General features: G+C 72.7%; 19 protein-coding genes and 1 pseudogene. 11 read left to right on the plus strand and 9 right to left on the minus strand.

The features are described 5' to 3' along the window. Window positions 1-110 precede the first annotated feature (110 nt). A complete protein-coding gene (locus Asi03nite_RS14255; RefSeq protein WP_203679990.1) occupies window positions 111-2,498 on the minus strand; it encodes a helicase-associated domain-containing protein in 2,388 nt (795 codons plus the stop codon). 78 nt (window positions 2,499-2,576) lie between these two features. On the opposite strand from Asi03nite_RS14255, the gene Asi03nite_RS14260 reads away from it, so the two are divergent. The 3 genes from Asi03nite_RS14260 to Asi03nite_RS14270 are packed head-to-tail and all read left to right on the plus strand — an operon-like array spanning window position 2,577 to window position 3,854. Next, on the plus strand, window positions 2,577-2,777 hold the full coding sequence (locus tag Asi03nite_RS14260) for a hypothetical protein (RefSeq protein ID WP_203679992.1): 201 nt from the start codon (window positions 2,577-2,579) through the stop codon (window positions 2,775-2,777). Beyond that, window positions 2,777-3,403, plus strand: a complete 627-nt coding sequence (locus Asi03nite_RS14265; RefSeq protein WP_275409391.1) for an HAD family hydrolase — start codon at window positions 2,777-2,779, stop codon at window positions 3,401-3,403. The genes Asi03nite_RS14260 and Asi03nite_RS14265 overlap by 1 nt, the downstream gene beginning before the upstream one ends. Window positions 3,404-3,449: 46 nt before the next feature. Continuing rightward, complete coding sequence (locus Asi03nite_RS14270; protein WP_203679996.1) at window positions 3,450-3,854, plus strand: cold-shock protein; 405 nt, start codon at window positions 3,450-3,452, stop codon at window positions 3,852-3,854. On the opposite strand, the gene Asi03nite_RS14275 is transcribed toward Asi03nite_RS14270, so the two are convergent. Beyond that, on the minus strand, window positions 3,851-4,666 hold the full coding sequence (locus tag Asi03nite_RS14275; RefSeq protein WP_203679998.1) for a 1,4-dihydroxy-6-naphtoate synthase: 816 nt from the start codon (window positions 4,664-4,666) through the stop codon (window positions 3,851-3,853). The two genes, Asi03nite_RS14270 and Asi03nite_RS14275, sit on opposite strands and share 4 nt — an antisense overlap. A 171-nt stretch (window positions 4,667-4,837) precedes the next feature. On the opposite strand from Asi03nite_RS14275, the gene Asi03nite_RS14280 reads away from it, so the two are divergent. The 3 genes from Asi03nite_RS14280 to Asi03nite_RS14290 are packed head-to-tail and all read left to right on the plus strand — an operon-like array spanning window position 4,838 to window position 9,389. After that, the gene (locus Asi03nite_RS14280; RefSeq protein WP_203680000.1) at window positions 4,838-6,865 is read left to right on the plus strand and encodes an amidohydrolase family protein; all 2,028 of its coding nucleotides are present in this window, start codon (window positions 4,838-4,840) and stop codon (window positions 6,863-6,865) included. Then, window positions 6,862-8,034 carry an MFS transporter gene (locus tag Asi03nite_RS14285; protein WP_203680002.1) on the plus strand — a complete coding sequence of 391 codons (1,173 nt, stop codon included), beginning with the start codon at window positions 6,862-6,864 and terminating at the stop codon, window positions 8,032-8,034. The genes Asi03nite_RS14280 and Asi03nite_RS14285 overlap by 4 nt, the downstream gene beginning before the upstream one ends. Before the next feature lie 11 nt (window positions 8,035-8,045). Continuing rightward, a complete protein-coding gene (locus Asi03nite_RS14290; protein WP_203680004.1) occupies window positions 8,046-9,389 on the plus strand; it encodes a GH1 family beta-glucosidase in 1,344 nt (447 codons plus the stop codon). 84 nt (window positions 9,390-9,473) lie between these two features. On the opposite strand, the gene Asi03nite_RS14295 is transcribed toward Asi03nite_RS14290, so the two are convergent. From Asi03nite_RS14295 to Asi03nite_RS38900, 4 genes and pseudogenes are all read right to left on the minus strand, one after another. Further along, on the minus strand, window positions 9,474-10,070 hold the full coding sequence (locus Asi03nite_RS14295) for a TetR/AcrR family transcriptional regulator (protein WP_203680005.1): 597 nt from the start codon (window positions 10,068-10,070) through the stop codon (window positions 9,474-9,476). A 216-nt stretch (window positions 10,071-10,286) separates the two neighbouring features. Continuing rightward, a complete protein-coding gene (locus Asi03nite_RS14300; protein ID WP_203680006.1) occupies window positions 10,287-11,465 on the minus strand; it encodes an MFS transporter in 1,179 nt (392 codons plus the stop codon). Window positions 11,466-11,718: 253 nt separating this feature from the next. Continuing rightward, window positions 11,719-12,351, minus strand: a complete 633-nt coding sequence (locus Asi03nite_RS14305; protein ID WP_203680007.1) for a futalosine hydrolase — start codon at window positions 12,349-12,351, stop codon at window positions 11,719-11,721. A gap of 710 nt (window positions 12,352-13,061) precedes the next feature. Then, a pseudogene (locus Asi03nite_RS38900) lies at window positions 13,062-14,510 on the minus strand (MFS transporter); the annotation flags it as partial. Between the two features lie 69 nt (window positions 14,511-14,579). On the opposite strand from Asi03nite_RS38900, the gene Asi03nite_RS14315 reads away from it, so the two are divergent. After that, window positions 14,580-15,449, plus strand: a complete 870-nt coding sequence (locus Asi03nite_RS14315) for a DUF3027 domain-containing protein (RefSeq protein WP_203680008.1) — start codon at window positions 14,580-14,582, stop codon at window positions 15,447-15,449. Here the strand turns inward: Asi03nite_RS14315 and Asi03nite_RS14320 are convergent. Further along, window positions 15,446-15,649 carry a DUF2530 domain-containing protein gene (locus Asi03nite_RS14320; RefSeq protein ID WP_203680130.1) on the minus strand — a complete coding sequence of 68 codons (204 nt, stop codon included), beginning with the start codon at window positions 15,647-15,649 and terminating at the stop codon, window positions 15,446-15,448. The two genes, Asi03nite_RS14315 and Asi03nite_RS14320, sit on opposite strands and share 4 nt — an antisense overlap. A gap of 232 nt (window positions 15,650-15,881) precedes the next feature. Here Asi03nite_RS14320 and Asi03nite_RS14325 point away from each other — a divergent pair, with 232 nt between their 5' ends. The 4 genes from Asi03nite_RS14325 to Asi03nite_RS14340 all read left to right on the plus strand — a co-directional run bounded on the left by Asi03nite_RS14325 (window position 15,882) and on the right by Asi03nite_RS14340 (window position 20,077). Then, window positions 15,882-17,327, plus strand: coding sequence for an NCS2 family permease (locus Asi03nite_RS14325; RefSeq protein ID WP_203680009.1), 1,446 nt, complete (start codon window positions 15,882-15,884; stop codon window positions 17,325-17,327). A gap of 97 nt (window positions 17,328-17,424) precedes the next feature. Next, window positions 17,425-17,871, plus strand: a complete 447-nt coding sequence (locus tag Asi03nite_RS14330; RefSeq protein WP_203680010.1) for a MarR family winged helix-turn-helix transcriptional regulator — start codon at window positions 17,425-17,427, stop codon at window positions 17,869-17,871. A gap of 69 nt (window positions 17,872-17,940) precedes the next feature. Beyond that, window positions 17,941-19,329, plus strand: a complete 1,389-nt coding sequence (locus Asi03nite_RS14335) for an MFS transporter (RefSeq protein WP_203680011.1) — start codon at window positions 17,941-17,943, stop codon at window positions 19,327-19,329. A 214-nt stretch (window positions 19,330-19,543) separates the two neighbouring features. Then, window positions 19,544-20,077 (plus strand): hypothetical protein, encoded by a 534-nt coding sequence (locus tag Asi03nite_RS14340; protein WP_239102687.1) that lies wholly within the window; start codon window positions 19,544-19,546, stop codon window positions 20,075-20,077. Window positions 20,078-20,331: 254 nt separating this feature from the next. On the opposite strand, the gene thpR is transcribed toward Asi03nite_RS14340, so the two are convergent. Both thpR and sepH read right to left on the minus strand, forming a co-directional pair. Beyond that, the gene (gene thpR, locus Asi03nite_RS14345) at window positions 20,332-20,835 is read right to left on the minus strand and encodes an RNA 2',3'-cyclic phosphodiesterase (RefSeq protein WP_203680016.1); all 504 of its coding nucleotides are present in this window, start codon (window positions 20,833-20,835) and stop codon (window positions 20,332-20,334) included. 11 nt (window positions 20,836-20,846) lie between these two features. Further along, window positions 20,847-21,902, minus strand: coding sequence for a septation protein SepH (sepH, locus tag Asi03nite_RS14350; RefSeq protein ID WP_203680018.1), 1,056 nt, complete (start codon window positions 21,900-21,902; stop codon window positions 20,847-20,849). Window positions 21,903-22,063 lie beyond the last annotated feature (161 nt).

Raw genomic sequence — 22,063 nt, forward strand, 5'->3', positions numbered from 1 at the left:
CCCTCCAGTCTGCCACGGAAATCGGGCGCGACGTTTCTGTGCGATCAGGCGTGTATCCATCCGGCCGGGTCGTGACGCGACGGGGGGCGTACACGGCCCGGCGGTGGGTCTCACTCCTCGGTGACCGCCGCCGTGATGCGGTGCAGGGCGAACGTGTGCAGGCTCTCGCCCCGCTCGTCCTCGGCGCGCAGGTAGCCGGCGCTCAGCGAGACCGGGCGGACCAGGCGGGACAGCGTGGCGCCGTGCGAGTCGACGTACCCCACCCAGACCTTGGCCCGGTCCCGGACCGCCTGCTGCAGCACCGCCATCGCCTGGCTGTGCTGCTGCACCGCGGTCAGGCCGGGTCCGGCCTGGCCGTGCGCGGCGCGCACGGTGACCGGCGCCCGCCGTGCCGCGCGGGTCGCGATGTCGCCGCGTCGCAGCTGCTCCACCACGCCGGCCAGGCGCGGGCCGAACAACGTCGGCGGACCGGACGGCTCGGCGATCCGCGGCGTCCGGGACGGGGCCCGCCGCGCCTTGGGCCTGGTGAGCACGGCGGCGCCACCGGCGTCCTCGGCCACCGGCGCGAAGCCGGCCTCGCGCAGCGCGCCCAGCAGCCGGGCCACCGGGCGTGGGCTGACCAGCACGGTCGGCGCGATCCGGCGCAGGTCCAGACCGGTCACCCGCTTGTCGCTGAGCACCTCGGCGATCAGCGCCTCGTCGTCGCTGCGCAGGTAGGAACCGGCCGAGCCGCTGCGCAGCCCACCGTGCTTGCGGGCGGCGTCGTCGATCAGATATTCCAGGGTCTGCGGGACCGGGGTGCGCGACCGGCGGCGGAACAGCGCGTGCAGGTCGGCCGCGGTGTGGCCGACGTCCAGCGCCCGCCGCACGCTGGCCGGGGTGACCCGGAAGACGCTGGCGCCGCCGACCGACTCCGGCTCGGCGACCACGTCCAGCTCGCCGGCGAGTTCCGGCTCCGGCGGGCCGGGCACCACCACTGTCAGGTCGGCCTGCACCAGGATGTGGTCGACCGGCGCCGGCAACAGATGATCGAGCGCGCGGACGGCGTCCGCGGGGGACTCCTCCGGGTGGAGACCGAGCGGGTCGCTCCCGGCGGTCTCCGGGTCGGTGAGCAGCAGGCGGGCGTACGACGTGAGCGCGCCCAACCCGGTGATCCCGAGCAGCGCCGCCCCGGTGTACCCGTCCCGGTGCCCGATCTCCCGCCCGCGCGCCCGCCGCGGCGCCTGCCAGGCCAGCAGCGCGAGCAGGTCGTCGACGGCCGGCGCGGCGCCCGGCTCCAGGTCGGCGAGCGTGTCCAGGGCCTCCCGCCGGGCCTGCGGCGCCCCGGCCCGCTCGGCGTCCGGGGCCAGCGCGTTGATCGGCCGGTCCTTGTCGTCCCGCTTGCCGACCAGTCCCGGCTGGCGGGTCATGGTCAGCCAGGCCCGGGCCAGCACGCTCCAGCGTTGTGCCATGCCGGCCGCGCGCCACAGGTCGTACGCCCCGGTGGGCAGGAAGATCTCCTGAACCGCGCCGGGCGACCGGTGCACCGAGGTCTCCGACTCGCCGAGCAGCCCGGCCGCGTAGGCCACCTCGACCAGCAGCGCCGCGCCCGGCTCGTCCACGCCGGCCGCCCGGGCCAGCCGTTTCAGGTCGCGCACACCGAGCCCGCCGGTCTTCAGCACCGGGGCCGGCTCGGCGGCGAGGGCCTCCAGCAGCGACTCGACCGCGCGTACCGCCTCCATGGTCTGCCCGGCGCCGGCCGAGTCGACCGCCTTGACGTCGCGGGTCGTCGCGTCCGGGATCGGCGGGAACGGCCGCAGCGGGCCCAGCGGCCCGGTGTCGCGCCGCAGCAGCAGCCCCACCTCGCGGGGCAGCTCGACCAGGTCGCCGTCCGGGCGGGGCGCGCGGCCGGCCTCCGAGATCGGCACCAGGATGTGCTGGTCGACGAGCCAGCGGACCGGCTCGGCGACCTCGTTGCGGCTCAGCGCGCCGACCGGGGGGCCGGCGGCGAGGCGGTCCAGCACGGCTCGGGCGCCCGGCGGGGCGGCCAGCACCGTGCGGCGCAGCTTGGCGCGGTCGGCGACCAGGGCGGCGGCATGCGCGTCCAGGTAGTCGGCGGGGCGGCCGAGACCGGCCGGGTACGCCGAGGTGACCTCGTCGACCGCGCCGACCACGTGCAGCGCCTCCGGCGGGCCGTGCAGCAGGAAACGCACCCGGAGGCGGTCGACCGCCACCCGTACGTCGTCCTCGGCCACCCCGGTGGCCAGTTCCAGGATGGCGTCCAGCGAGGTGAGGGCGGTGTCGGCGGCGCGGGTGACCCGGGCCGCGTCGAGGATGGTGAGGGTGAACTCGTCCAGCCCGTCCAGGCAGCGGGCGACCGAGCCGCGCGACTGCGCGCGCACGGCCAGCGCCGAGATGTCGGCGGGCACCGGAACGACCAGGTCCGGGCGCAGCTGGAGGAGCGCGCCCAGCGCCTCGTCGGGCAGCGACCGGAGTTGATCCGCAAATGTGGTGGCCATCGTCTTCAACGCTAACGTTCATGGGACGATGGTGGCGGGTCCGGGCGTGGCCGGACCTCGATCAGAGGAGGACCGAACGTGGCGTCAGAGGGCAAGCTGCCGGGCACCGACGTGTCGAAGACCAGGGGCGGCTCGGCGCGGGGCGTCGACATGAAGGGTCAGATCCACGTCTCCGAGCTGATCTCCGACCGGGCTGCCGCCCCGTCGCCGTTCGGTGACGACCAGATCTTCCCGCTTCCGGTCGAGAGCCTGCGCTACCACGAGTCGCACGGTCAGTAGTGGTTCCGGCGGTCGGCTTCGACCTGGACATGACCTTGATCGACTCCCGGCCGGGGATCCGGGAGGCGTACCGGGCGCTCACCGCGCGGACCGGCGTCCACGTGGACGCCGATCTGGCCGTCTCCCGGCTCGGCCCGCCGCTGCGGGACGAATTGCGCCACTGGTTCCCGGCCGAGGAGATCGAGGACGCGGTCACCACCTACCGGGCGCTCTACCCCGAGCACGCGATCCGGCCGGCGCTGCCGACCGCGGGAGCCGTCGAGGCGCTCGCCGCGGTCCGCTCGGCCGGGCTGCGCGTCGTGGTGGTCACCTCGAAACTGGGCCGGCTGGCCCGGTTGCATCTCGACCATCTGGGCATGCGGGCCGACGGGCTGGCCGGTGACCTGTTCGCCGAGGGCAAGGCGACCGCCCTGGTGGAGCATGGCGTGCGGTGGTACGTCGGCGACCACGTGGCGGACATGGTCGCCGCCCGCACGGCCGGGGTGCCGGGCATCGGCGTGGTCACCGGACCGTGTTCGGCCGAGGACCTCCGGGATGCCGGAGCCTCGTACGTCTTGTCCGACTTGACCAGTTTCCCGGCACTCCTGAACGAGATTGCAGTTGGGTCCGGGCCCTCGGCTGGATAGGCTCCCCGTGAGCAGTTGTGTCCATTGAGTGAAGTTGAGGTCAGCGGTGCCCACGGGTCGAGTGAAGTGGTACGACGCGACGAAGGGATTCGGATTCGTCACCAGTGATGAGGGCGGAGACGTGTTCCTGCCCAAGGGTGCGCTGCCGGCGGGGGTCACCGACCTGAAAACGGGACAGCGGATCGAGTTCGGTGTGGTGGACAGCCGCAAGGGCGCCCAGGCCCTCGGCGTGAAGCTGCTGGACGCGCCGCCGTCCCTGGCGGCCCGGGACGCCGAGGCGCGCCGCCGGCCGGCGGAGGAGACGGCCAGCATGATCGAGGACATGATCAAGGTGCTGGAGACCTCGGTGCAGCCCACGCTCCAGCGCGGGCGTTACCCGGACAAGAAAGCGGCGCAGAAGATCGCGCAGTTGCTGCACGCGATCGCCGACGAGTTCGACAGGGCCTCCTAGGAGACCAGGGACGGCACAGCAGGCGTCAGGCCCGCCGCCGCCGCGCGCCCGAGCAGGGCGTCGGCGGCGGCGAGTCCGTCCCTGCCCAGGTTCAGGGTGAACTCGTTGACGTAGAGCTCGATGTGCTGCCGCACCACGGAGGGCTCCATCTCCTGCGCGTTGGCCAGGATGAACTCCTGACTGGCGGCCGGGTCGAGCCAGCCCTTGCGCAGCGACTCGCGGATCCACCCGGCGGCCTGATCCGGGTCGACGGTGCCCTTCTTCGCCAGGATCGCGCCGAGCGGGATGGGCAGGCCGGTGTCCGACTCCCACCACTCGCCGAGGTCGGCCAGGGCGGTCAGGCCGTACCGCTGGTAGGTGAACCGGGCCTCGTGGATGACCAGGCCGGCGTCGTACGTCCCGTCGGCCACCCCGGGCATGATCTGGTGGAACGGGACCACCTCGATCCTCGCCGGCGGCTGCTCGGCCGACCACAGGCGCATCAGCAGGTACGCCGTGGTCCGGTCGCCGGGCACCGCCACGGTCGCGCCGGTCAGGTCGGCGCGCGCGTCCCGGGTCAGCACCAGCGGACCGCAGCCGCGGCCCAGCGCGCCCCCGCAGGGCAGCAGATCGTACTTGTCGAGCAGCCACGGCAGCGCCGCATAACTCACCTTGACCAGGTCGAACTCGCCGCGCTCGGCGGCGGTGTTGGTCACGTCGACGTCCGCGAAGGTCAGATCGACAGCGGGGGCGCCGCCGACCAGACCGTGGATCAGGGCGTGGAAGACGAACGTGTCGTTCGGGCAGGGCGAGACCGCGAGGGAGAGCGTCACGTGACAACGCTATCCCCGTGCCGGGCAGGACGCCCGGCGGCCTGCTTGTCCAGTTCGCCACACCATGTGTGCCGGTCAGGAAGAATATTCACATTCACCTCTGGCTCAATCCGGGTGTGAATTTCTACACTCCGCCTTGTCAGATCATTTGATCTACCAAGGGGGTGCCCCGTGGGTCGCAAACTGCTCCCGGGCTTCCTGGTGCTGAGCCTCGTCGGCGGGCTGTCCGCGCCCGCCGAAGCGGCGGCGACCTGGACGCCTGCCTACGACCTGGAGGGCGCGTGCGTCACCCTCCAGGCGTTCAACGAATCCGCCTCGCTCGGCTACGTGTTCAAGGACTCGGTCGGCTACGGCTTCACCGGCACCGCGTCGAAGGCCGAGCCGTTCCGCTTCGAGGCCACTCAGCTCGGGCGCTACCTGCTCCGCGACCACACCGGCGCGCCGCCGTACCAGAGCACGCTCGGCTGGGTGTGGGCCGGCGACGCGTACGGGGACCGCGCCGACTGGACGGTCAGCTCCTCGTCCGGGCAGTACCGGCTCGTCTCCACCGCCACGGGGCAGCAGATGGGGTCGTACCTCGGCGGCCTGGGCGCCGGAAGCGCGACCATGAAGCTCACCGCGGCCACCGGATGTGCGGCCGTCCCGGACATCGCCACCGGGGTGACCGGCACGCCCGGTCCGGCCGTCGACACCGGCGGCAAGCTGGTCGGCTGGATCGACGCGCACGCGCACATCACCGCGGCCGAGGCGTTCGGCGGATCGCTGCACTGCGGCGACGCGTACGCGCCCGGCGGCGCCCCGGTCGCCCTCGCCGGCTGCCCCTCGCACGCCACGCTCGGCTGGGGCGCGCTGCTCGAGGCGATCATCGCGGGCACCGATCCGATCAACTCGTCCGAGCAGGGCTGGCCGTCGTTCACCGACTGGCCGCAGAGCGACACGATGCTGCACGAGGCGTCGTACTTCCGCAGCCTGGAACGGGCCTGGCAGTCCGGCCAGCGGGTGCTCAACGTGCTGTTGGTGGCGAACCGGGTGATCTGCGGTCTGACCCTGCGGCACACCTCCTGCGACGAGATGGACCAGATCCGCGCGCAGTCCACCTACCTGGGGAAGATGCAGGACTACATCGATGCCCGCAGCGGAGGTCCGGGCCGTGGGTGGTTCCGCTTGGCAACCACCCCGGCGCAGGTACGGTCGATCGCCGCCCAGGGCAAGCTGGCGGTCACCATCGGCGTGGAGAACTCGGAGATCTTCGGCTGCCGGGAGGTCCAGGACGTGCCGCAGTGCACCACCGCGGACGTCGACCGGGGCCTCGACGAACTGCAGAGCATGGGCGTCAGCGGCTTCTACCCGGTGCACAAGTTCGACAACGCGTTCGGCGGCACCCGCTTCGACGGGGGCGTCACCGGCGCCGCGGTGAACGTCGGCAACCTGCTCTCCACCGGACACTGGTGGCAGGCGACCACCTGCACCGGCCCGTCCGACAACGAGCAGCCACTGGTCAGCGACGACCTGGCGAAGCTGCTCTCGCTGGGCGTGGGCCTGCCGGCCGGCACGATCCTCCCGGTGTACCCGAGCGGCCGGATCTGCAACGTCCGCGGGCTCACCACGCTGGGGACGTACCTGATCCGGAAGATGATGGATCGCGGCATGATCATCCACATCGACCACATGGGCGTGAAGACCGCCTCGGCCGTGCTGGACCTGGCCGAGCAGGCCGGTTACGCCGGGGTCACCTCGGTGCACACCTGGGCCGACCGGGCCCTGGTCGACCGGGTGCTCGGGGTCGGCGGGTTCGTCGCCTCGTACGCCTTCGCCGCCACCGACGACGGCTCCGGAACCCCGACGTTCCTCGACGAATGGCGGGCCAACAAGGCCCTCCGCAACGGTTCGAAGATCACCGGGTACGGCGTCGGCACCGACGTGAACGGCCTCGGCACGCAGGCCGAGCCGCGCCTGAACGCCGGATCCAGCCCGCTCACCTACCCGTTCACCGCGGTGAACGGCGCCACCGTGGCCCGGCAGGTCTGGGGCACGCGCACGTTCGACCTGAACACCGACGGCGTCGCCCAGTACGGCCTGTACGCCGACTGGATCACCGACCTGACCAACCAGGCGGGCGCCGACAAGGCCGTACTGACCAGGCAACTCATGAGCGGAGCCGAGGCCTACGTGACGATGTGGGAGAAAGCTCGCTCATGACGATCACCGAGGCGCCGGTCCGGACCCGGTGGATGGCCGCGTACGCGCTGGCCATGATCGGGGTGGCGGCGGGCTGGTTCGGGCCGATCCAGATCCTGCTGCCCGAGCAGGCCGCCCGGCTGGCCGGCGCCGACGGTAAGGAGTCGCTGCTCGCCCTGGTCACCGCGATCGGGGCGGCGGCCTCGCTGGTCGCCAACCCGCTGTGGGGCGCCATCTCGGACCGGATGGGCTCCCGGCGGCCGATCTTCGTGGCCGGCACCGTGATCGGCGTCGCCGGCCTGCTGGTCCTGTCGGCCGCCGGCTCACGCCCGGTCATGATCGCCGGCTGGGCGCTGGTCCAGACCGGACTGAACGGGCCGCTCGCCGCGCTGGCGGCGATGATCGGGGACCGGGTTCCGCAGCGGCAGCGCGGGACGGTCGGCGCGCTGTTCGGCGTCGCGCAGATCGCCGGAGTGGTCCTCGGCACCGCGCTGGCAGTCGTCGGGCCCGGCGCGACCGGCTACGTCGCGGTGGCCGTGGCGGTGCCGGCTCTGGGCGCCGCCCTGCTGCTGACCCACCGCGAGCCGGCCCACGCGGCCGGGCGGCCGCGCGCCCGGTGGGTGCGGCCCGGAGCCCAGTTCGCCTGGGCGTGGCTGATCCGATTCCTGCTCAACCTGGTGAACGCGCTGGTCCTGGTCTACCTCTTCTACTATCTGTCCGATCAGGTAGGTGTCGCCGACACGGCCACCTGGGTGCTCCTCCTGACCGTGGTGAACGTGCTGTTCGCAGGCGTCCTCGGGTTCGCCGGCGGGGTGCTGTCGGACCGCTGGGAACGCCGCCGGATCTTCGTCGCGGCCGCCGCGGTGATCCTGGCCGCCGGGACCGTGCTGATGGCGCTGGTCCCGGTGGCCGCCGTGGTGATCGTGGCGTCGGTGCTGGTCGGGGCGGGCTGGGGAGCCTACGTCGCGGTCGACCTGGCGGTGCTCACGCAGGTGCTGCCGGACGCCGGGACCCGGGCCACCATGCTCGGCGTCGCCAACGTCGCCGGCACCCTGCCGCAGCTGCTCGCCCCGGTGGTCGCCGCGCCGGTCGTCACCCGGCTCGGCGGCTATCCGGTCCTCTACCTGCTCACCGCCGCCATCGCGCTGCTCGCGCTGGCCTGTCTGCCGCGACTCCAGGCGCTGTCCTGAAAGGATCATCCATGCGATTCCCGCCCGGCTTCCGGTTCGGCATGGCGACGTCGGCCTATCAGATCGAGGGCGCCTGGGACGCCGGCGGCAAGGGGCCGAGCATCTGGGACACCTTCACGGCGCGGCCCGGGACGGTCCGGCACGGGGAGCACGGCCGGGTCGCCATCGACCACTATCACCGGTACGCCGAGGACGTCACGCACATCGCCGAGTCCGGGGCGCGCGACTACCGGTTCTCCGTCTCCTGGCCACGGGCGCTGGCCTCGCTGGACTTCTACGATCGGCTGGTCGACGAGCTGCTCGCCGCCGGGGTCCGGCCGGTGCCCACGCTCTACCACTGGGACCTGCCGCAGGACCTGGAGGACCGGGGCGGGTGGCTGAACCGGGACACCGCGCACCGGCTCGCCGACCACGCCGGCGCCGTGGTGCTGCGTCTCGGGGACCGGGTCCGGGACTGGATCACCATGAACGAGATGAACGTCCAGACCCTCTACGGGTACGCGCTCACCGACCACGCCCCGGGCCGCGGCCTGGGCCTGGCGGCGCTGCCGGTCGCGCACCACCAGCTGCTCGCGCACGGGCTCGCCGTGCAGGTGCTGCGGACCCACGACGCCGGCGCGATCGGCATCGCCAACCAGCACTTCCCGGTGTACCCGGCGGGCGGTGACCCGGCGGACGTGTCCGCGGCGGAGATGTTCCGCACCCTGACGAACTGGACGTTCTCCGACCCGATCCTGCTCGGCGACTACCCGGACGAGATGATCCGGGCCGGCGTCGGCGTCGCCGGCGCGCAGCTGGACCGCGACCTGGAGCTGATCGGCGCCCGCCTGGACTTCTACGGCGTCAACTTCTACGAGCCGACGGCCGTCGAGGCGCCCCGGGCCGGCAAGGACTATTCCGGGGTGCTGGAGGTGGACATCCCGGACGGGATGCCGTTTTGCCCGGTGCCTGTGAAAAGCGACGAGCGCACCGACTTCGGCTGGGCGATCGTGCCGTCCGCGCTCACCGAGATCCTGGTCGCGCTCCGGGACCGCTATCCCGCGCTGCCGCCGGTGATCGTCACGGAGAACGGCGCGTCGTTCCACGACACGCCGCCCGGCCCCGCGGGCCGCGTCGAGGATCCCCGCCGCATCGCCTATCTGGACGCCCACCTGCGGGCGGTGGTCGAGGCGATCGATGCGGGGGTACGGGTGGAGGGCTTCTACGTCTGGTCCGCCTTCGACAACTTCGAGTGGGCGGCGGGGTACGACGAGCGTTTCGGACTGGTTCACGTGGACCGGGAGACGCTCGTCCGCACTCGCAAGGACTCCTGGTACTGGTACCGAGACCTGATCGCGTCCCAGTCCACCCGGTGACCCGAGGTCACCTCCCGAGCCGAGAGACTCCTGGTACTGGCACCGCGACCCGGATCGCGTCCCAGCCGACCCGGTGACCCGGGGTCACTTCCCGAGCTGGTTGACGAAGTTGTCGGCGAGGCGGGTCAGGCGCTCCGCCCGGCCCTCCTCGGCCCAGCCGTCCACCAGGCCGAGCAGCGTGCTGCCCTCCACCAGGATGATGAAGTCGTCGATGACCGCCTCGTCCGCCACACCGTCGCGGAGCTCCCGCAGCTCCCGGGCCTCCCGCAGGCAGGTGCGCAGATGCGCCCGGATCGCCCGGTGCGACTCCCGCCGCGACTCCGCCAGCCGGGGATGCGACAGCGCCGCCCCGGCGAAGGCCACATTGACATGCGCGTCCGCGGCCCGCTCGTCGTCCAGGGGCAGCACCGCGTCGAGCGCGGCGCGGAGAGCGGCCAGCCCGAACAGTTCCCCGCCGATCCGGAAGGCCCGTTCCACGATCCGGTCGTAGACCGCCTTCTGCGCGGCCACCAGGATGTCGTCCTTGCCGCCGAGGAAGTGCGCCAGCACGCTCAGCGAACACCCGGCCTCATCGGCGATGGCCCTGGTCGTGGTCCCCTCGACCCCACGGGCCCGGACCACCCGCCAGGTCGCCGCGAGCAGTTCCCCCCGGCGCACGTCACGATCGACCAGCCTTGGCACCCGCCAAGCCTAACCACCTCCATCCCGCCGGCCCGCTGTGCCGCGCACCCGCCGCACCCCGCGCCGGGTCCGCGAGGCGCTGCCTACTCCAGCCCGCAGCGCGCCGCCGCGGGCCGGCTGGCAGCCAGGGGTCTCTCGGACCCGTCGAGGGACCCCTGGGCTGGCCGCCGGCGAGCCGGCCGCGTCGGGTGTGCACAACCTGTGGACAAGTATGTTTCAGGAGGTGGGGTGGAGGGTTCGGCTTCCGGCGGCGAGGTGGTTCAGGCGTCGGGCCAGGGGCAGGGTGAGAAGGACGCCGAGCACCGGGACGAGGAAGGCGGCCCGGAGACCGACCGGTTCGGAGAGGGCGCCCAGGAGGACCGCGCCGAGCAGGGCGCCGCCGTAGTTGAAGAGGTTGACCCGGGCGACGACCTCGTCGCTGCTCCCCCCGGCGGACTCGCCGGCGGCGCTGAAGGCGAGCGGAACCAGCACACCGACCCCGATGCCGGCTATCGCGAAGCCGGCGATCGCGGCGCCGGCCGAGGGCAGCAGGACGACCAGGACGCAGCCGGTCCCGCAGGCGGCGAGCGCGCCGAGGGCCATCGTGACCCGGCCGGCACGCTGCGCCAGGTGATCCGCGATCAGGCGGCTGACCAGCACCGTCGCTTGGTAGGCGGCGTAGCCGAGCGGGGCCACCGAGGCCGCGGCGGCGAGCGAGTCCTTGAGGTAGACCGAGCTCCACGTGCTGACCGCGGAGTCGACCAGGAAGGCTGTGAAGATCAGCATCCCGCAGGTCCAGACGACGCGGCGGACCGCCCGCCCGCCCGTCTCGTGCACCACGCTGGAGCGTTCGGTGCGGGCCGGCTCGAAGAAGCGCCAGCCGGCGACACCGATCAGCACCGCGAAGCCGGCCGCGGCGCCCACCGCGATCGACGCGCCGCCGCCGACCGCCAGCGCCAGCGAGGTGAGCAGGGCGGCGCCGACGGCGGCGGCGGTGTACGCGGCGAACAGCCGGCTCATCACCCTGCGGCCGAGGCGGGCCTGGACCAGCACGCCCTGCATGCTGAGCGAGGCGTCCACAGTGCCCAGCCCGATCCCGTAGAGCAGCAGGACCGCGACGAAGACGACGTTCGGGGTGCCGAAGGTGGTGGCGGCCAGTCCACCCCCGACCAGGAACAGGCCGGCGGCCAGGGCGTACCGGCTGCCCCGGCGCGCGGCGACCTGGTCGGCCACGATCGAGCCGCCGGCCGCGGCGACGCACACGAGCAGCAGGATCGTGGACACGACGGCGTCGCTGAGGGCCTGCCGCTCCTTGAACGCGGGTAGCGCGGTGACGACCGCTGCGTACCCGAGCCCCTGGGCGGCATAGCCGGCAGCGATCAGACGTACCCGTTGCCCGGCGCTGATCTCGTTCATCGTGCCTCGCTCAGCCGTCAGCGACGTTCGACGTCGATTCAGCGACGTACGTCATACTCTCGTCAGCGCAGCATGCCGGGCTCGATCATCAACAGCAACAGATTCATGTAAAAGAATTCATCTTCTTGTGAGTCCGGCGCCGGGCAGCGAACGCCGGCGCGCCGGCGGGCGATCGATCTGCCCGGCCGCCTTCCGCGCTCCCGGCACGTCGGTCGACCGCCGGAGCGTCCGGCGGATCCGTCGAATTCGACGGTCAGGGCAGGGACTGCAGGGCGGGGGCGGCCGCCCGGAGAGCGGCGAACGCCTCGGGCAGCTGCCAGGCGGCGCGGTCCCGGGGGCCGATCGCGTTGGAGATGGTGCGGAGTTCGGCGAAGGGCACAGCGGCGCCCGCGGCGGCGACCGCCACGCCGTAGCCCTCCATCGCCTCGGCGACCGCCCGCGGGAACCGGGTCCCGAGGCGAGCGGCCGTCCCGGCGGTGCCGGTCACCGTGCTCAGCGTGAGGATGTCGCCGGTGATCGCCTGGGGGAGGGCGGCGGCCAGGGCCTCGCGCAGCGCCGGGTCGGTCTCCAGCAGGCTGCTGCCGAAGCCCAGTTCCTCGATCGGCAGGAAGCCGTCCGGGGACTCCGCGCCCAGGTCGGCGGCGATCGTGCGGGTCGCCAGGACCGTTGCGCCGATCTCGGCCCGGCCGGCGAAGCCGCCGGCGATGCCGACGCTGACCACCGCGCGGTAGTCGCCCCGCGCGAGCAGGCGGGCGGTTCCGGAGGCTGCCGCGGCCGGGCCGACGCCCACCGCCTCGACGGCGACCAGCGCCGGGTCCAGGACCGCGCGGAGGGCGCCGGCTTCGGCGGGCACCGCGGTGACTGCCAGGAGCGGGTACGGGGTCACGCGTCCGCACCGCTCTCGGTGTCGCCGTTCCACGCGGCGGAGGACGGCCGGTAGACGTGGTACCCCGGTGGCGCGGAGCCCCGCTCGGTGTCGCCCCGGCCCGGACGCTCCCCGGTAGGCGGATCGAATCGGCGCTTCGGCTCCGCGGTGGGCGGGTCGAACTGGCGTGTCGGCTCCGCGGTGGGCGGGTCGAATCGGCGCGTCGGCTCGTCCGCGGGCGCGGGTGGCGGCGGGCTGGCGGGCTTCTTCGTGGCCTTGCTCCTGCGGCGGCTCCACCAGCCCCGGGCGGGCGCTTCGTCGACCAGGGTGGTGTCCAGCTTCCGGTCGCCGGCCGGGCGCTCCGGGCGGCAGCCGGCCTCGGGATCGAAGTCGCGGGTGCCGGTGGACCCGGCGGGGCGGCGCTGCGCGGGCGGATTGTGGCCCGGTTGGTCGGGGACCGTCGGGGCGTCCGGCCACGGGTCGGCCGCCTCGTAGAACACGTCCTCGTCGCCGGTCCGGGAGGAGCCGCCGGTCCGGGAGGAGCCGCCCGGACGCGAGGAGCCGCCGGGCCCGGAAGAGCCGCCGGCCCCGGTGGCGCCCGGGTACCGCGAGGAATCGCCGGACCGGGCGGAGTCGTCGGCGCGCGAGGAGCCGGCGGAGCCGGCGTGCGAGGTATCCGGTGAGCCGGACGTGGCCGGGCGCGATCCGTCCGGGGATGACGGGTGGGGGCGGGCTGACGTCGTACCGGAAGGGGCGTCGCGGCCCGGACCGGAATCGGCAGGGCCGGAAGCGGTGGCGTCTCCCGCGGAATTGTCCGGGCGGCCCGCGAGGCGCTCGTCGCGCAGCCGCGCGGCCGACCAGCCGGCCCGCCCGGCCGCGACCACCGCGAGCACCGCGGCCAGCGCCACCCCCAGCCGCCCGGCGAGCGGGATCAGACCGATGCCGCCGCCGGCCACCCAGGCCAGCATCAGCACCGTCTCCGAGTGGGCGAAAGCGGTCGCCCGGAGCCGCTCGGGCACCCGCTCCTGGATGCTGGCGTCGACCGCGAGCTTGGCGATGCCGCTGAAGACGGCGGTGACCAGGGCCAGCAAGGCGATCGTGGCGAGGTTGCAGAAGACCGTGGCGAAGATCGCCACGCCGGCGGTCACCACCAGCCCGCCGGACTGCAGGGCGAGCGGGCGGCGGATGCGCAGGCCGGTGCCGGCGGCGGTGGAGAGGAAGGTGCCGAGCGCGAGCGCACCGCCGACCACGCCGACAGCGGTGCCCTTGCCGAGCTCCCAGCCGAGGAGCGAGGTGCCGACGTCACCGGCCATGATCGCGAAGGTTGTGAAGAGCAGCAGGAAACCGTAGAGCAGGCGCAGGCCGGCGCTGCCGATCAGGGTGGCGAGGACCAGGCGGCCGGAGAGCGGGCGGTCCGAGCCGCGGCCCAGGCCGAGCACGGTGCGCCAGGCGCGCGGCATGGCCTCCGGCGGGTCGGAGTCGGCGCGCGGGGGCAGGCGCAGCGACACCACCATGCCGACGATGAAGATGATCGTGGCCACCCGCAGCGGCCACTGTGGGCCGAATTTGAAGGCGAGCAGGCCGATCGGGGCCACCACGGCGCCGGCGAACGTGCCGTAGACGCTGGCCCGCGCGCCCACCTGGGACAGCCCGACACCGTCGGGGAGCAGCCGGGGCACGGCTGCCGACCGGGCCACCCCGTAGGCCCGGGAGAGCGCGAGCACGCCGAAGGCCGCCGGATAGAGACCCCAGCCGAGCAGGTTGTCGGACATCACGTAGGCCAGGAAGGCCCGGCCGAGCATGGTGACCGCCAGGGCGTAGCGCCGGCCGTGCCGGAAGTGGTCGAGCAACGGACCGACCACCGGCGCCAGCAACGCGAACGGGACCATGGTGATCAGCAGGTAGAGCCCGACCTTGCTGCGTGCCTCGCCGAGCGGGACGCTGAAGATCGTGCCGGCCAGCCCGATGGCGATCAGGGCGTCGCCGGCGCAGGAGACCGCGTGCAGGTCGAAGAGCCGGATCATGCCGATCTCGTTGGCGGCGCCGCGGGCGCGGACGGCGCCGACCCGCCGGGTGGCCCAGGCGCCCCCGCGCATCGAGCCACGCACCAGCACGCGCACCGCCCTGACGCCGGTGCCGACGGCGCGTCCGAGAGTGGGAAGCAGCGGCATGGGAACCATCCTGACTGATCCGGGCGACCTTCGTCGGTCTGCGTCCACAGGTAAATGGGAGTCGTTGTCCACAGGTAAATGGGGAGTCGTTGCGAGCGGTGGGGTTCGGTAGGCAACAATGGGCGGGTGACCTCCAGGACCACCTCTCGCGCCGCCCGACTCGACCAGGTCTGTGCCGATGCCGTCGGGGTGGCCCGTGGCGCGATCACCGATGTGGACCCGGCGGACATCGGCGAGCATCTGGAAGCCGTGGCCGAGGGCGACCGTGTCGTTACTCACTTCTTCGAGTCGCACCTGGCCGGTTATCGCGGCTGGCGCTGGGCCGTCACGGTGACCCGGGTGCCCCGCAGCCGCCACGTGACGATCTGCGAGACCGTGCTGCTGCCCGGTCCGGACGCGCTGCTCGCCCCCGGCTGGGTCCCGTGGAACGAGCGGGTCCAGCCCGGTGACCTGGGCGTCGGCGATCTCATGCCGACCGCGCCGGACGACGACCGGCTGACCCCGGGCTATGTGCTCAGCGACGACGCGGCGGTCGAGGAGGTCTCCTGGGAGCTGGGCCTGGGCCGGTCCCGGGTGATGTCGCAGGAGGGCCGGATCGAGACGGCCCAGCGGTGGTATGACGGCGACGCCGGTCCGGAGGCTCCGATCGCCACCGCCGCGCCGCGTAACGCCCGTTGCGGGACCTGCGGTTTCTACCTGCCGCTGGCCGGTTCACTGCGGCAGATGTTCGGCGTCTGCGGCAACCTCTACGCTCCCGACGACGGCCGCGCGGTGAGCGCCGACCACGGCTGCGGCGCGCACTCCGAGGCGCTGCTGGCCGCCCCCGAGCAGCCGGTCGAGGAGCTGCCCACGGTCTACGACGACAGCGAGGTGGAGACGGTCGCGGTCAGCCGTGGTCACGGCTCGGTCGAGTCCGGCGAGCCCGCCGAGGACTACGGCCACAGCTAGGAGGCACGGAACTCCGGGTGCGAGAGCGCCCGGCGCCGCTTCCGGTTCCGGTCGTGCACGATCATCGTGATCAGTCCTGGGATGCCCACCAGGAAGCCGGCCACACAGGTCTCGAGCCACTGGTCGGGCGCGCCGGCCAGCAGGCAGACGAGCGCGGCCACGGCGAACGCGGCCAGGCCGCCGAGCGCGAACGGGACCATCGGCGGGTCCAGCGGTTCCGGGCGCGGCTTGGTCCCGGTCACCACGGTCAGACCAGCGGGTGGATCGTCAGCCCGGGTGGCGGGAGACAGGTCACTCACCCCGACAGGGTAAGGCCATTACGGAACGTCTCGGCGCAGGACGTGAGAGTTGTAACATCACAGCGCTTTTGCCGAGGTCATCCCATCTGAAAGCATGCGCGCGTCGTTCACTGTGCCACCCGGAAGGGCCAGCATGTCCACAGCTGCAGAGACCGCCGCGCCGCGTAACGGTTTCGACCGCTTCTTCGAGATAACCAAGCGCGGCTCAACGGTGAGCCGGGAGGTCCGTGGCGGCTTCGTCACGTTCTTCACGATGGCGTACATCGTCGTCCTGAACCCGCTGATCCTGGCCGGGGGCGCCGACCAGAAGGGTGCCCACCTGCCGCTGGCCGCGCTGGCCGCGGGCACCGCGCTGGTCGCCGGCGTGATGACCATCCTGATGGGCGTGGTGGCCCGGTTCCCGCTCGCGCTGGCCGCCGGCCTCGGTGTGAACGCGCTCGTGGCGTACGAGATCGCGCCCCAGATGACCTGGGCCGACGCGATGGGCCTGGTGGTGATCGAGGGCCTGCTGATCGGCCTGCTGGTGCTGACCGGTCTGCGCACGGCGGTCTTCAAGGCGGTGCCGACGCAGCTGAAGACCGCGATCGGCGTGGGCATCGGCCTGTTCCTGATGATCATCGGCCTGGTCGACTCGGGCTTCGTGCACCGGGTGCCGGACGCCTCGAACACCACCGTCCCGGTCGAGCTGGGCCTGGGCGGCAAGCTGCTCACCTGGCCGACCCTGGTCTTCGCGATCGGCCTGCTGTTCACGCTGGTGCTGTTCGTCCGCAAGATCAAGGGCGCGATCCTGATCGGCATCCTGGGCACCACGGTGCTGGCCATCGTGGTGGAGGCGATCACCGGCGTCGGCTCGGTCGTCACCAACCCGCACGGCTGGTCGCTGAACGTGCCGAAGATGCCGGAGAAGATCGTCGACACCCCCGACCTGTCGCTGCTCGGGCACTTCAACGTGCTCGGCTCGTGGCAGCACGCCGGCTGGCTGGTCGCGCTGATGTTCGTCTTCACCCTGCTGGTGGCGGACTTCTTCGACACCATGGGCACGATGGTGGCGGTCGGCCAGGAGGGCGAGATGCTGGACGAGGAGGGCATGCCGCCGCGTACGCGGGAGATCCTGCTCGTCGACTCGATCGCCGCGGCCGCCGGTGGCGCGGCCAGCGTGTCCAGCAACACCTCCTTCGTGGAGAGCGCCTCGGGTGTCGGTGAGGGCGCCCGCACCGGCGTGGCGAACCTGGTCACCGGCGCGCTGTTCCTGCTGGCCGTGTTCTTCGCGCCGCTGGTGCAGGTGGTGCCGTTCGAGGCGGCGTCGACCGCGCTCGTGGTGGTCGGTTTCCTGATGATGACAGCGGTGCGGCAGATCGACTGGTCGGACTGGACCATCGCGGTGCCGGCGTTCCTGACCGTCACGCTGATGCCGTTCACGTACTCGATCTCGAACGGCATCGGGGCCGGCATCATCTCGTACGTCGTCCTGAAGGCCGCCACCGGAAAAGCGCGAGAGATCCACCCGATCCTGTACGGGGTGGCCGTGCTCTTCGTGCTCTACTTCGCCCGGGGCCCGCTGGAGTCCTGGGTTCTCTGACCCTCCGGCCGTCACCGGGCGCCTCGCGTGCCCGGTGACGGCCGTCATACGGTTGATCACATGTCGTTAGCCATGCTCATTAGCTAGGCTAAGTATCGTGACGGAGCGGGTGATGACGACGGAGCACACAGCGGAATCGCTCGCCAAGACGCTGCGCGGCGCGATCATCCGGTTCAGCCGGCGCGTCCGGCAGGCGCGCCCGGTGGGTGATCTGACGTTCAGCCAGCTGTCCGCGTTGACCAGTCTCCAACTGGCCGGCGCGCTCACCCCACGTGAGCTCGCCGATGTGGAACGGGTGCAGCCCCCGACGATGACCAAGATCGTCGGGAAGCTGGAGGAGCGCGGGCTGGTGGCACGCACGCCACACCCCACCGACGGGCGCCAGGTCATCCTGGCCGCCACCGACGAGGGGCGCGCGGTGTACGCGTCGCACGAGCGAGCCCGGAACGAGTGGCTGGCCGTGCAATTGGACCAGCTCAGCCCCGAGGAACGGGACACTCTGGCGCGCGCTGCCGAGATTCTGCAACGCGTCGCCCGCGCCTGACCCCTTTCCGGTCGTTCCGCTGCGTCACACGACGATGACGCGTACGACCGAGCGAGGAGGCACCACCACATGCGGGCAGTGCTGGACACGACTTTCCGATCCCTGCGAGTCCGGAACTATCGCCTCTTCGCCGTCGGCCAGCTGATCAAATTGATCGGCGTCTGGACGATGTTCACCGCCCAGGACTGGCTGGTCCTCGACCTGTCCGGGAACTCGCCGGGGGCGCTGGGAGTGGTGACCGCCCTGCAGTTCGTGCCGGTGATGGTGCTGACCCTCTACAGCGGGCGTCTCGCCGACCGCTACGACAAGCGCAAGCTGCTGGTCGTCGCCAACACCGTGTTCGCGGTCACCGCTGTCGCCTTCGCGGTGATCGTCGCCTCCGGGATCGTCCAGCTCTGGCACGTCTTCCTGTTCGCGCTGCTGTTCGGCATCGCCAACTCGGTGGAGACCCCGGTCCGGCAGGCGTTCGTCTCCGAGCTGGTCGAGCTGCCGCTGCTGCCGAACGCGCTGGCGCTCTCCGCGGCCACCTTCAACACCGCCCGCGTCGGCGGCCCCGCGCTGGCCGGCGTCCTGCTGTCGGTGCTGTCCATCCGGGTGGTGTTCCTGGTCGCGACCGTACTGGCGGTCGCCCCGGTCCTCACCTACCTGCGAATGACCACCGCGGAGCTGTACGGCATCGAGCGCCGGTCCCGCGGTGAGGCCCGGGTGCTGGACGGCCTGAGGTACGTCGGCAAGCGCGCCGACCTGGTCCTCCCGATCGCTCTGATGGCGGTGATCGGCATGATCGGGTTCAATTTCCCGGTCACCCTGGCCGCGCTCGCGAAAATCAACTTCCACGCCGGCGCGTCCTCGTTCGGACTGCTCACCACGGCTCTCGCGGCGGGTTCGCTGTGCGGCGCGCTGGCCGGCAGCGGGCGGCGGGCCCGCCCCGGGGCGTACCGGGTGATCGGGGCCGCGCTCGCCTTCGGGGTGATCGAGTTCGCGGTCGGGTTCGCGCCGACCTTCCTGGTCGCGGCGCTGCTGCTGGTGCCGACCGGGTTCTTCTCGATCTACCTGGCGCAGGCCGCCAACCACCGCGTCCAGATGGGCGTGGACGCGGAGTACCGCGGCCGGGTGATGGCGCTCTACGTGCTGGTCTTCCTGGGTTCGACACCGATCGGCGCGTCGCTGGCCGGGTGGTGGGGCGAGCACTACGGGGTGCCGTCGAGCATCTGGATGGGCGGGTTGGTGTCGTTCGTCGCCGCGGTGGCCGCGCTGGCCTGGCAGCTGCGGGCCAGCGGCGATCGTCTGGTGTTCCGGATGCGGCCGCGGCCAAGGGTTGGCTTGATCTCCACCGAGGCTGCCCAGGAGCCGGCGCCGGTCGCTCCCGCCGAGTTCGCGGCCGGGCGGCCCGCTTCCGGTTCGGAGTCCGACGCCCTGCGGTCGCGCCGCGAGCCGGCGCCGGTCATCCGATCCTGATTCGTTCCGGCGGACGTTCCCGGTTCAGGTCCAGTCCGCGTCACCCGGTCGGGTCTGGCGCGGACTCTCGCATACCGGAAACAATGTCCGATAAGCGCACCGGTCAAGTGCCCGATGTCGGTAAGGAACCTGGCACTCAGGTAGTTGGCAGATCAGGTCCGCCGAACGGGTGTTCCGGCTCGGCCGGATCCCGGCATAACGTCAGATCGTGGCGATGGCGCAACTGGTCGTGATCTCGGCGGCGTGGGTGACGCTGCTGATCCTGCCTTGTGTCCGGGCCCTGTTCCGACGTCCCGCTTCGCGCCGGCCCACGCCCCCGGGCCACCTGCCCCAGCGGCGTTCCTCCTTCCGCCGGGCACCGGCTCCGGGCCGTCAGCCCCGAAAGGGATCGACCCAGGCCTATTGGGCTCGCCGCCCCGGGCCGCAGAGTCGTGACCTGCGCCGGCTCGACCGAGACCTGGCCGGCGTCGACCTGGCGGCGCGGATGGAGGCGCTTCCCGCGGTTCCGATCGAGCAGTTGGCGTACGACCTGCGCCGACTCGATCGGCAGCGGCGCAGTGGGCTGTTGCGGTCGTCGGAAAGCTGCATGGCGGCGTTGCTGCAGGCCTATGACGCACGGCTGCGGCTGGCCTGCCGCTGCCTGGGCGTCGCGGAACAGCTGCAGCCGCTGCAGGGCGTCGACCGCGAGATGGAACGCCTCCGAGTCGAAACCCGTCTCGAAGCCGCCGGACTGGCGCTCCGCGACTGACCCCGACGCCTCTCTTCCGGCGGACACCCCTCACGCGCCCAGCCCCATCTCGGGACTCGGCCCTCAGCGCTCTCTCGCGCTGCCGGAGACACCCGCGGCTGCCGGCCGCCCCCGCGCGGCCGGCACTGAGCGGTCCCTCGGGCCGCCGGAGGCGCCTCTGGCTGCCAGTCGGCGGCGTGCGGCTGGCGCTCAGGGGTCTCCCGGCCGCCGGAGGACCCGGAAGGCCAGCCGGCGCGGGTTGGAGGGCTGGGGACTCAGTGGGGGCTGGGAGCGGGGGGAGTGGCTGGCAGGGACCATTCTTGCCGGGTGTGGTAGTTGCCCAGGAGGCTCTCGACGAGGGCGAATCCGGTCACCGGCCACTCTGGACCCGCGTACCCCCCAATCGCCGGCAACAGCCCCCGCCCGCTCCGGTACGAGATGGTCAGATGCGGCCGGAAGGGCCGCGAGTCGATGCCGAACCCGGCGCCCTCCAGGGCTGCCCGCACCGACTCCCGCAGCGCCGCCAACGCCGGCAGAGCACCGCCCAACCCCACCCATACCGCTGATCCAAATCGGCCAGCTCCGGTGAGCTGCAGCGGGAACGAGGGCGGCGGCGGGACAGTGGTCAGGGCGTCGGCGAGCTCGGGCACGCGGAAATCCGGGACGTCGCCGAGGAACGCGAGCGTGATGTGCCACTTCGCGGGCCGGGTGAACCGGGCCCCGGACGGCAGCCGGCGGAGCAGATCCTCCCGGGCCGCCGCGGGTGGGAAGACGGCCACGAAGAGTCGGCTCAGGAGGACTCCCGCGCGGCCGGGCCACCGCCGAAGAGCACGTCGTCCCAGCTCGGGAGTCGCTTGCGCGGCTTGCTCTCCTCGCCCTCGCCGCCGGCCGGCGAGTTCTGCCCGACCGTACGCCGCGGGCGCAGGACCGCCAGCGACGGCACCGCCGGGACTTCCTTGGGCAGGTCGGCGTCGTCGTCGAAGGCCGAGCCGGAGCCACCGCCGAGCAGCGCCGCGGCGCCACCGGCAACCGGGCGCCGGGCGGCTGGGGAGACCGGCTCCAGGCTGCGGCCGGACTGGCCCTCCAGCGGACGGTCCAGGGAGGCGAGCAGCGCGTCCCGGCCGGCCCGGATCGGGTCGCGGGTGGGGCGGGCCGGCGAGTCGGCCGCGGGCAGGCCGTGGCCGCCGCGGGTGGGCTCGCTGCTGCGGGCCGGGCCGGGCAGCCCGTGACCGCCCCGCTCGGGCACCGGGTCCTGGCCGAGGATCTGGGTCGGGCGCTCGGCGCAGAGGTACTGCGCCATGTCGTCGTGCGGGGCGACCACCTGGCGGCCCTTGTCCAGGTCCCAGATGGCCTGCGCGGTGGCCTTGCCGGACGGCCAGGTGGCGATGATCCGCCAGGTGCCGTCGTCCTTGCGGTACGCGTCCCAGGAGATCTTGTCGGTGTCGATGCCGTGCTGTGCCAGCCGGCTGTCGACCACCTCGGCCAGCGGCTGACCGGAATCGGACGTCTTCAGGCGGGTGCGGCGCGCGTGCTGGGCCAGCATGGCGCGTTCCTGCAGCACCGGGCCGGCGTAGCGCAGCACCCGGTCGACGGGGACCCCGGCGATGCGGGCCACGTCCTCGGCGGACTCGCCGGAGCGGATGCGCGCCTGGATGTCCCGGGGGGACAGGGAGGGCGCGGCATCCGGCGCGATCACGGCGACGGCCGTGCCCGGCGCCGCGGGGCCCTCGGTGAGCACCCCGGCCACCCGGTCGTCCAGCGGCAGCGCGAGTAGTCGGCCCACCTCATCGGCGAGCACGAGGGCCTGTCCGTCCTCGGAGAGGGCGACGAAGCGTACCGGCCGCATGCGTTGCCTCCGTCCCGTCGCGTTGGCCTGTGCTCCCGAGAGTCAGCCACCCGGGCGCGTTTTGGAACACGGTACGCGCCTTGGTCACTCAATGGGGGTAAGCCACGCCGTCAAACAATCTGACCAGCCAAGATGATCTTCACGATGTGTAGTCGGTACGT

Origin of the sequence: Actinoplanes siamensis, from assembly GCF_016862395.1 — a bacterium.
GTDB lineage: Bacteria > Actinomycetota > Actinomycetes > Mycobacteriales > Micromonosporaceae > Actinoplanes > Actinoplanes siamensis.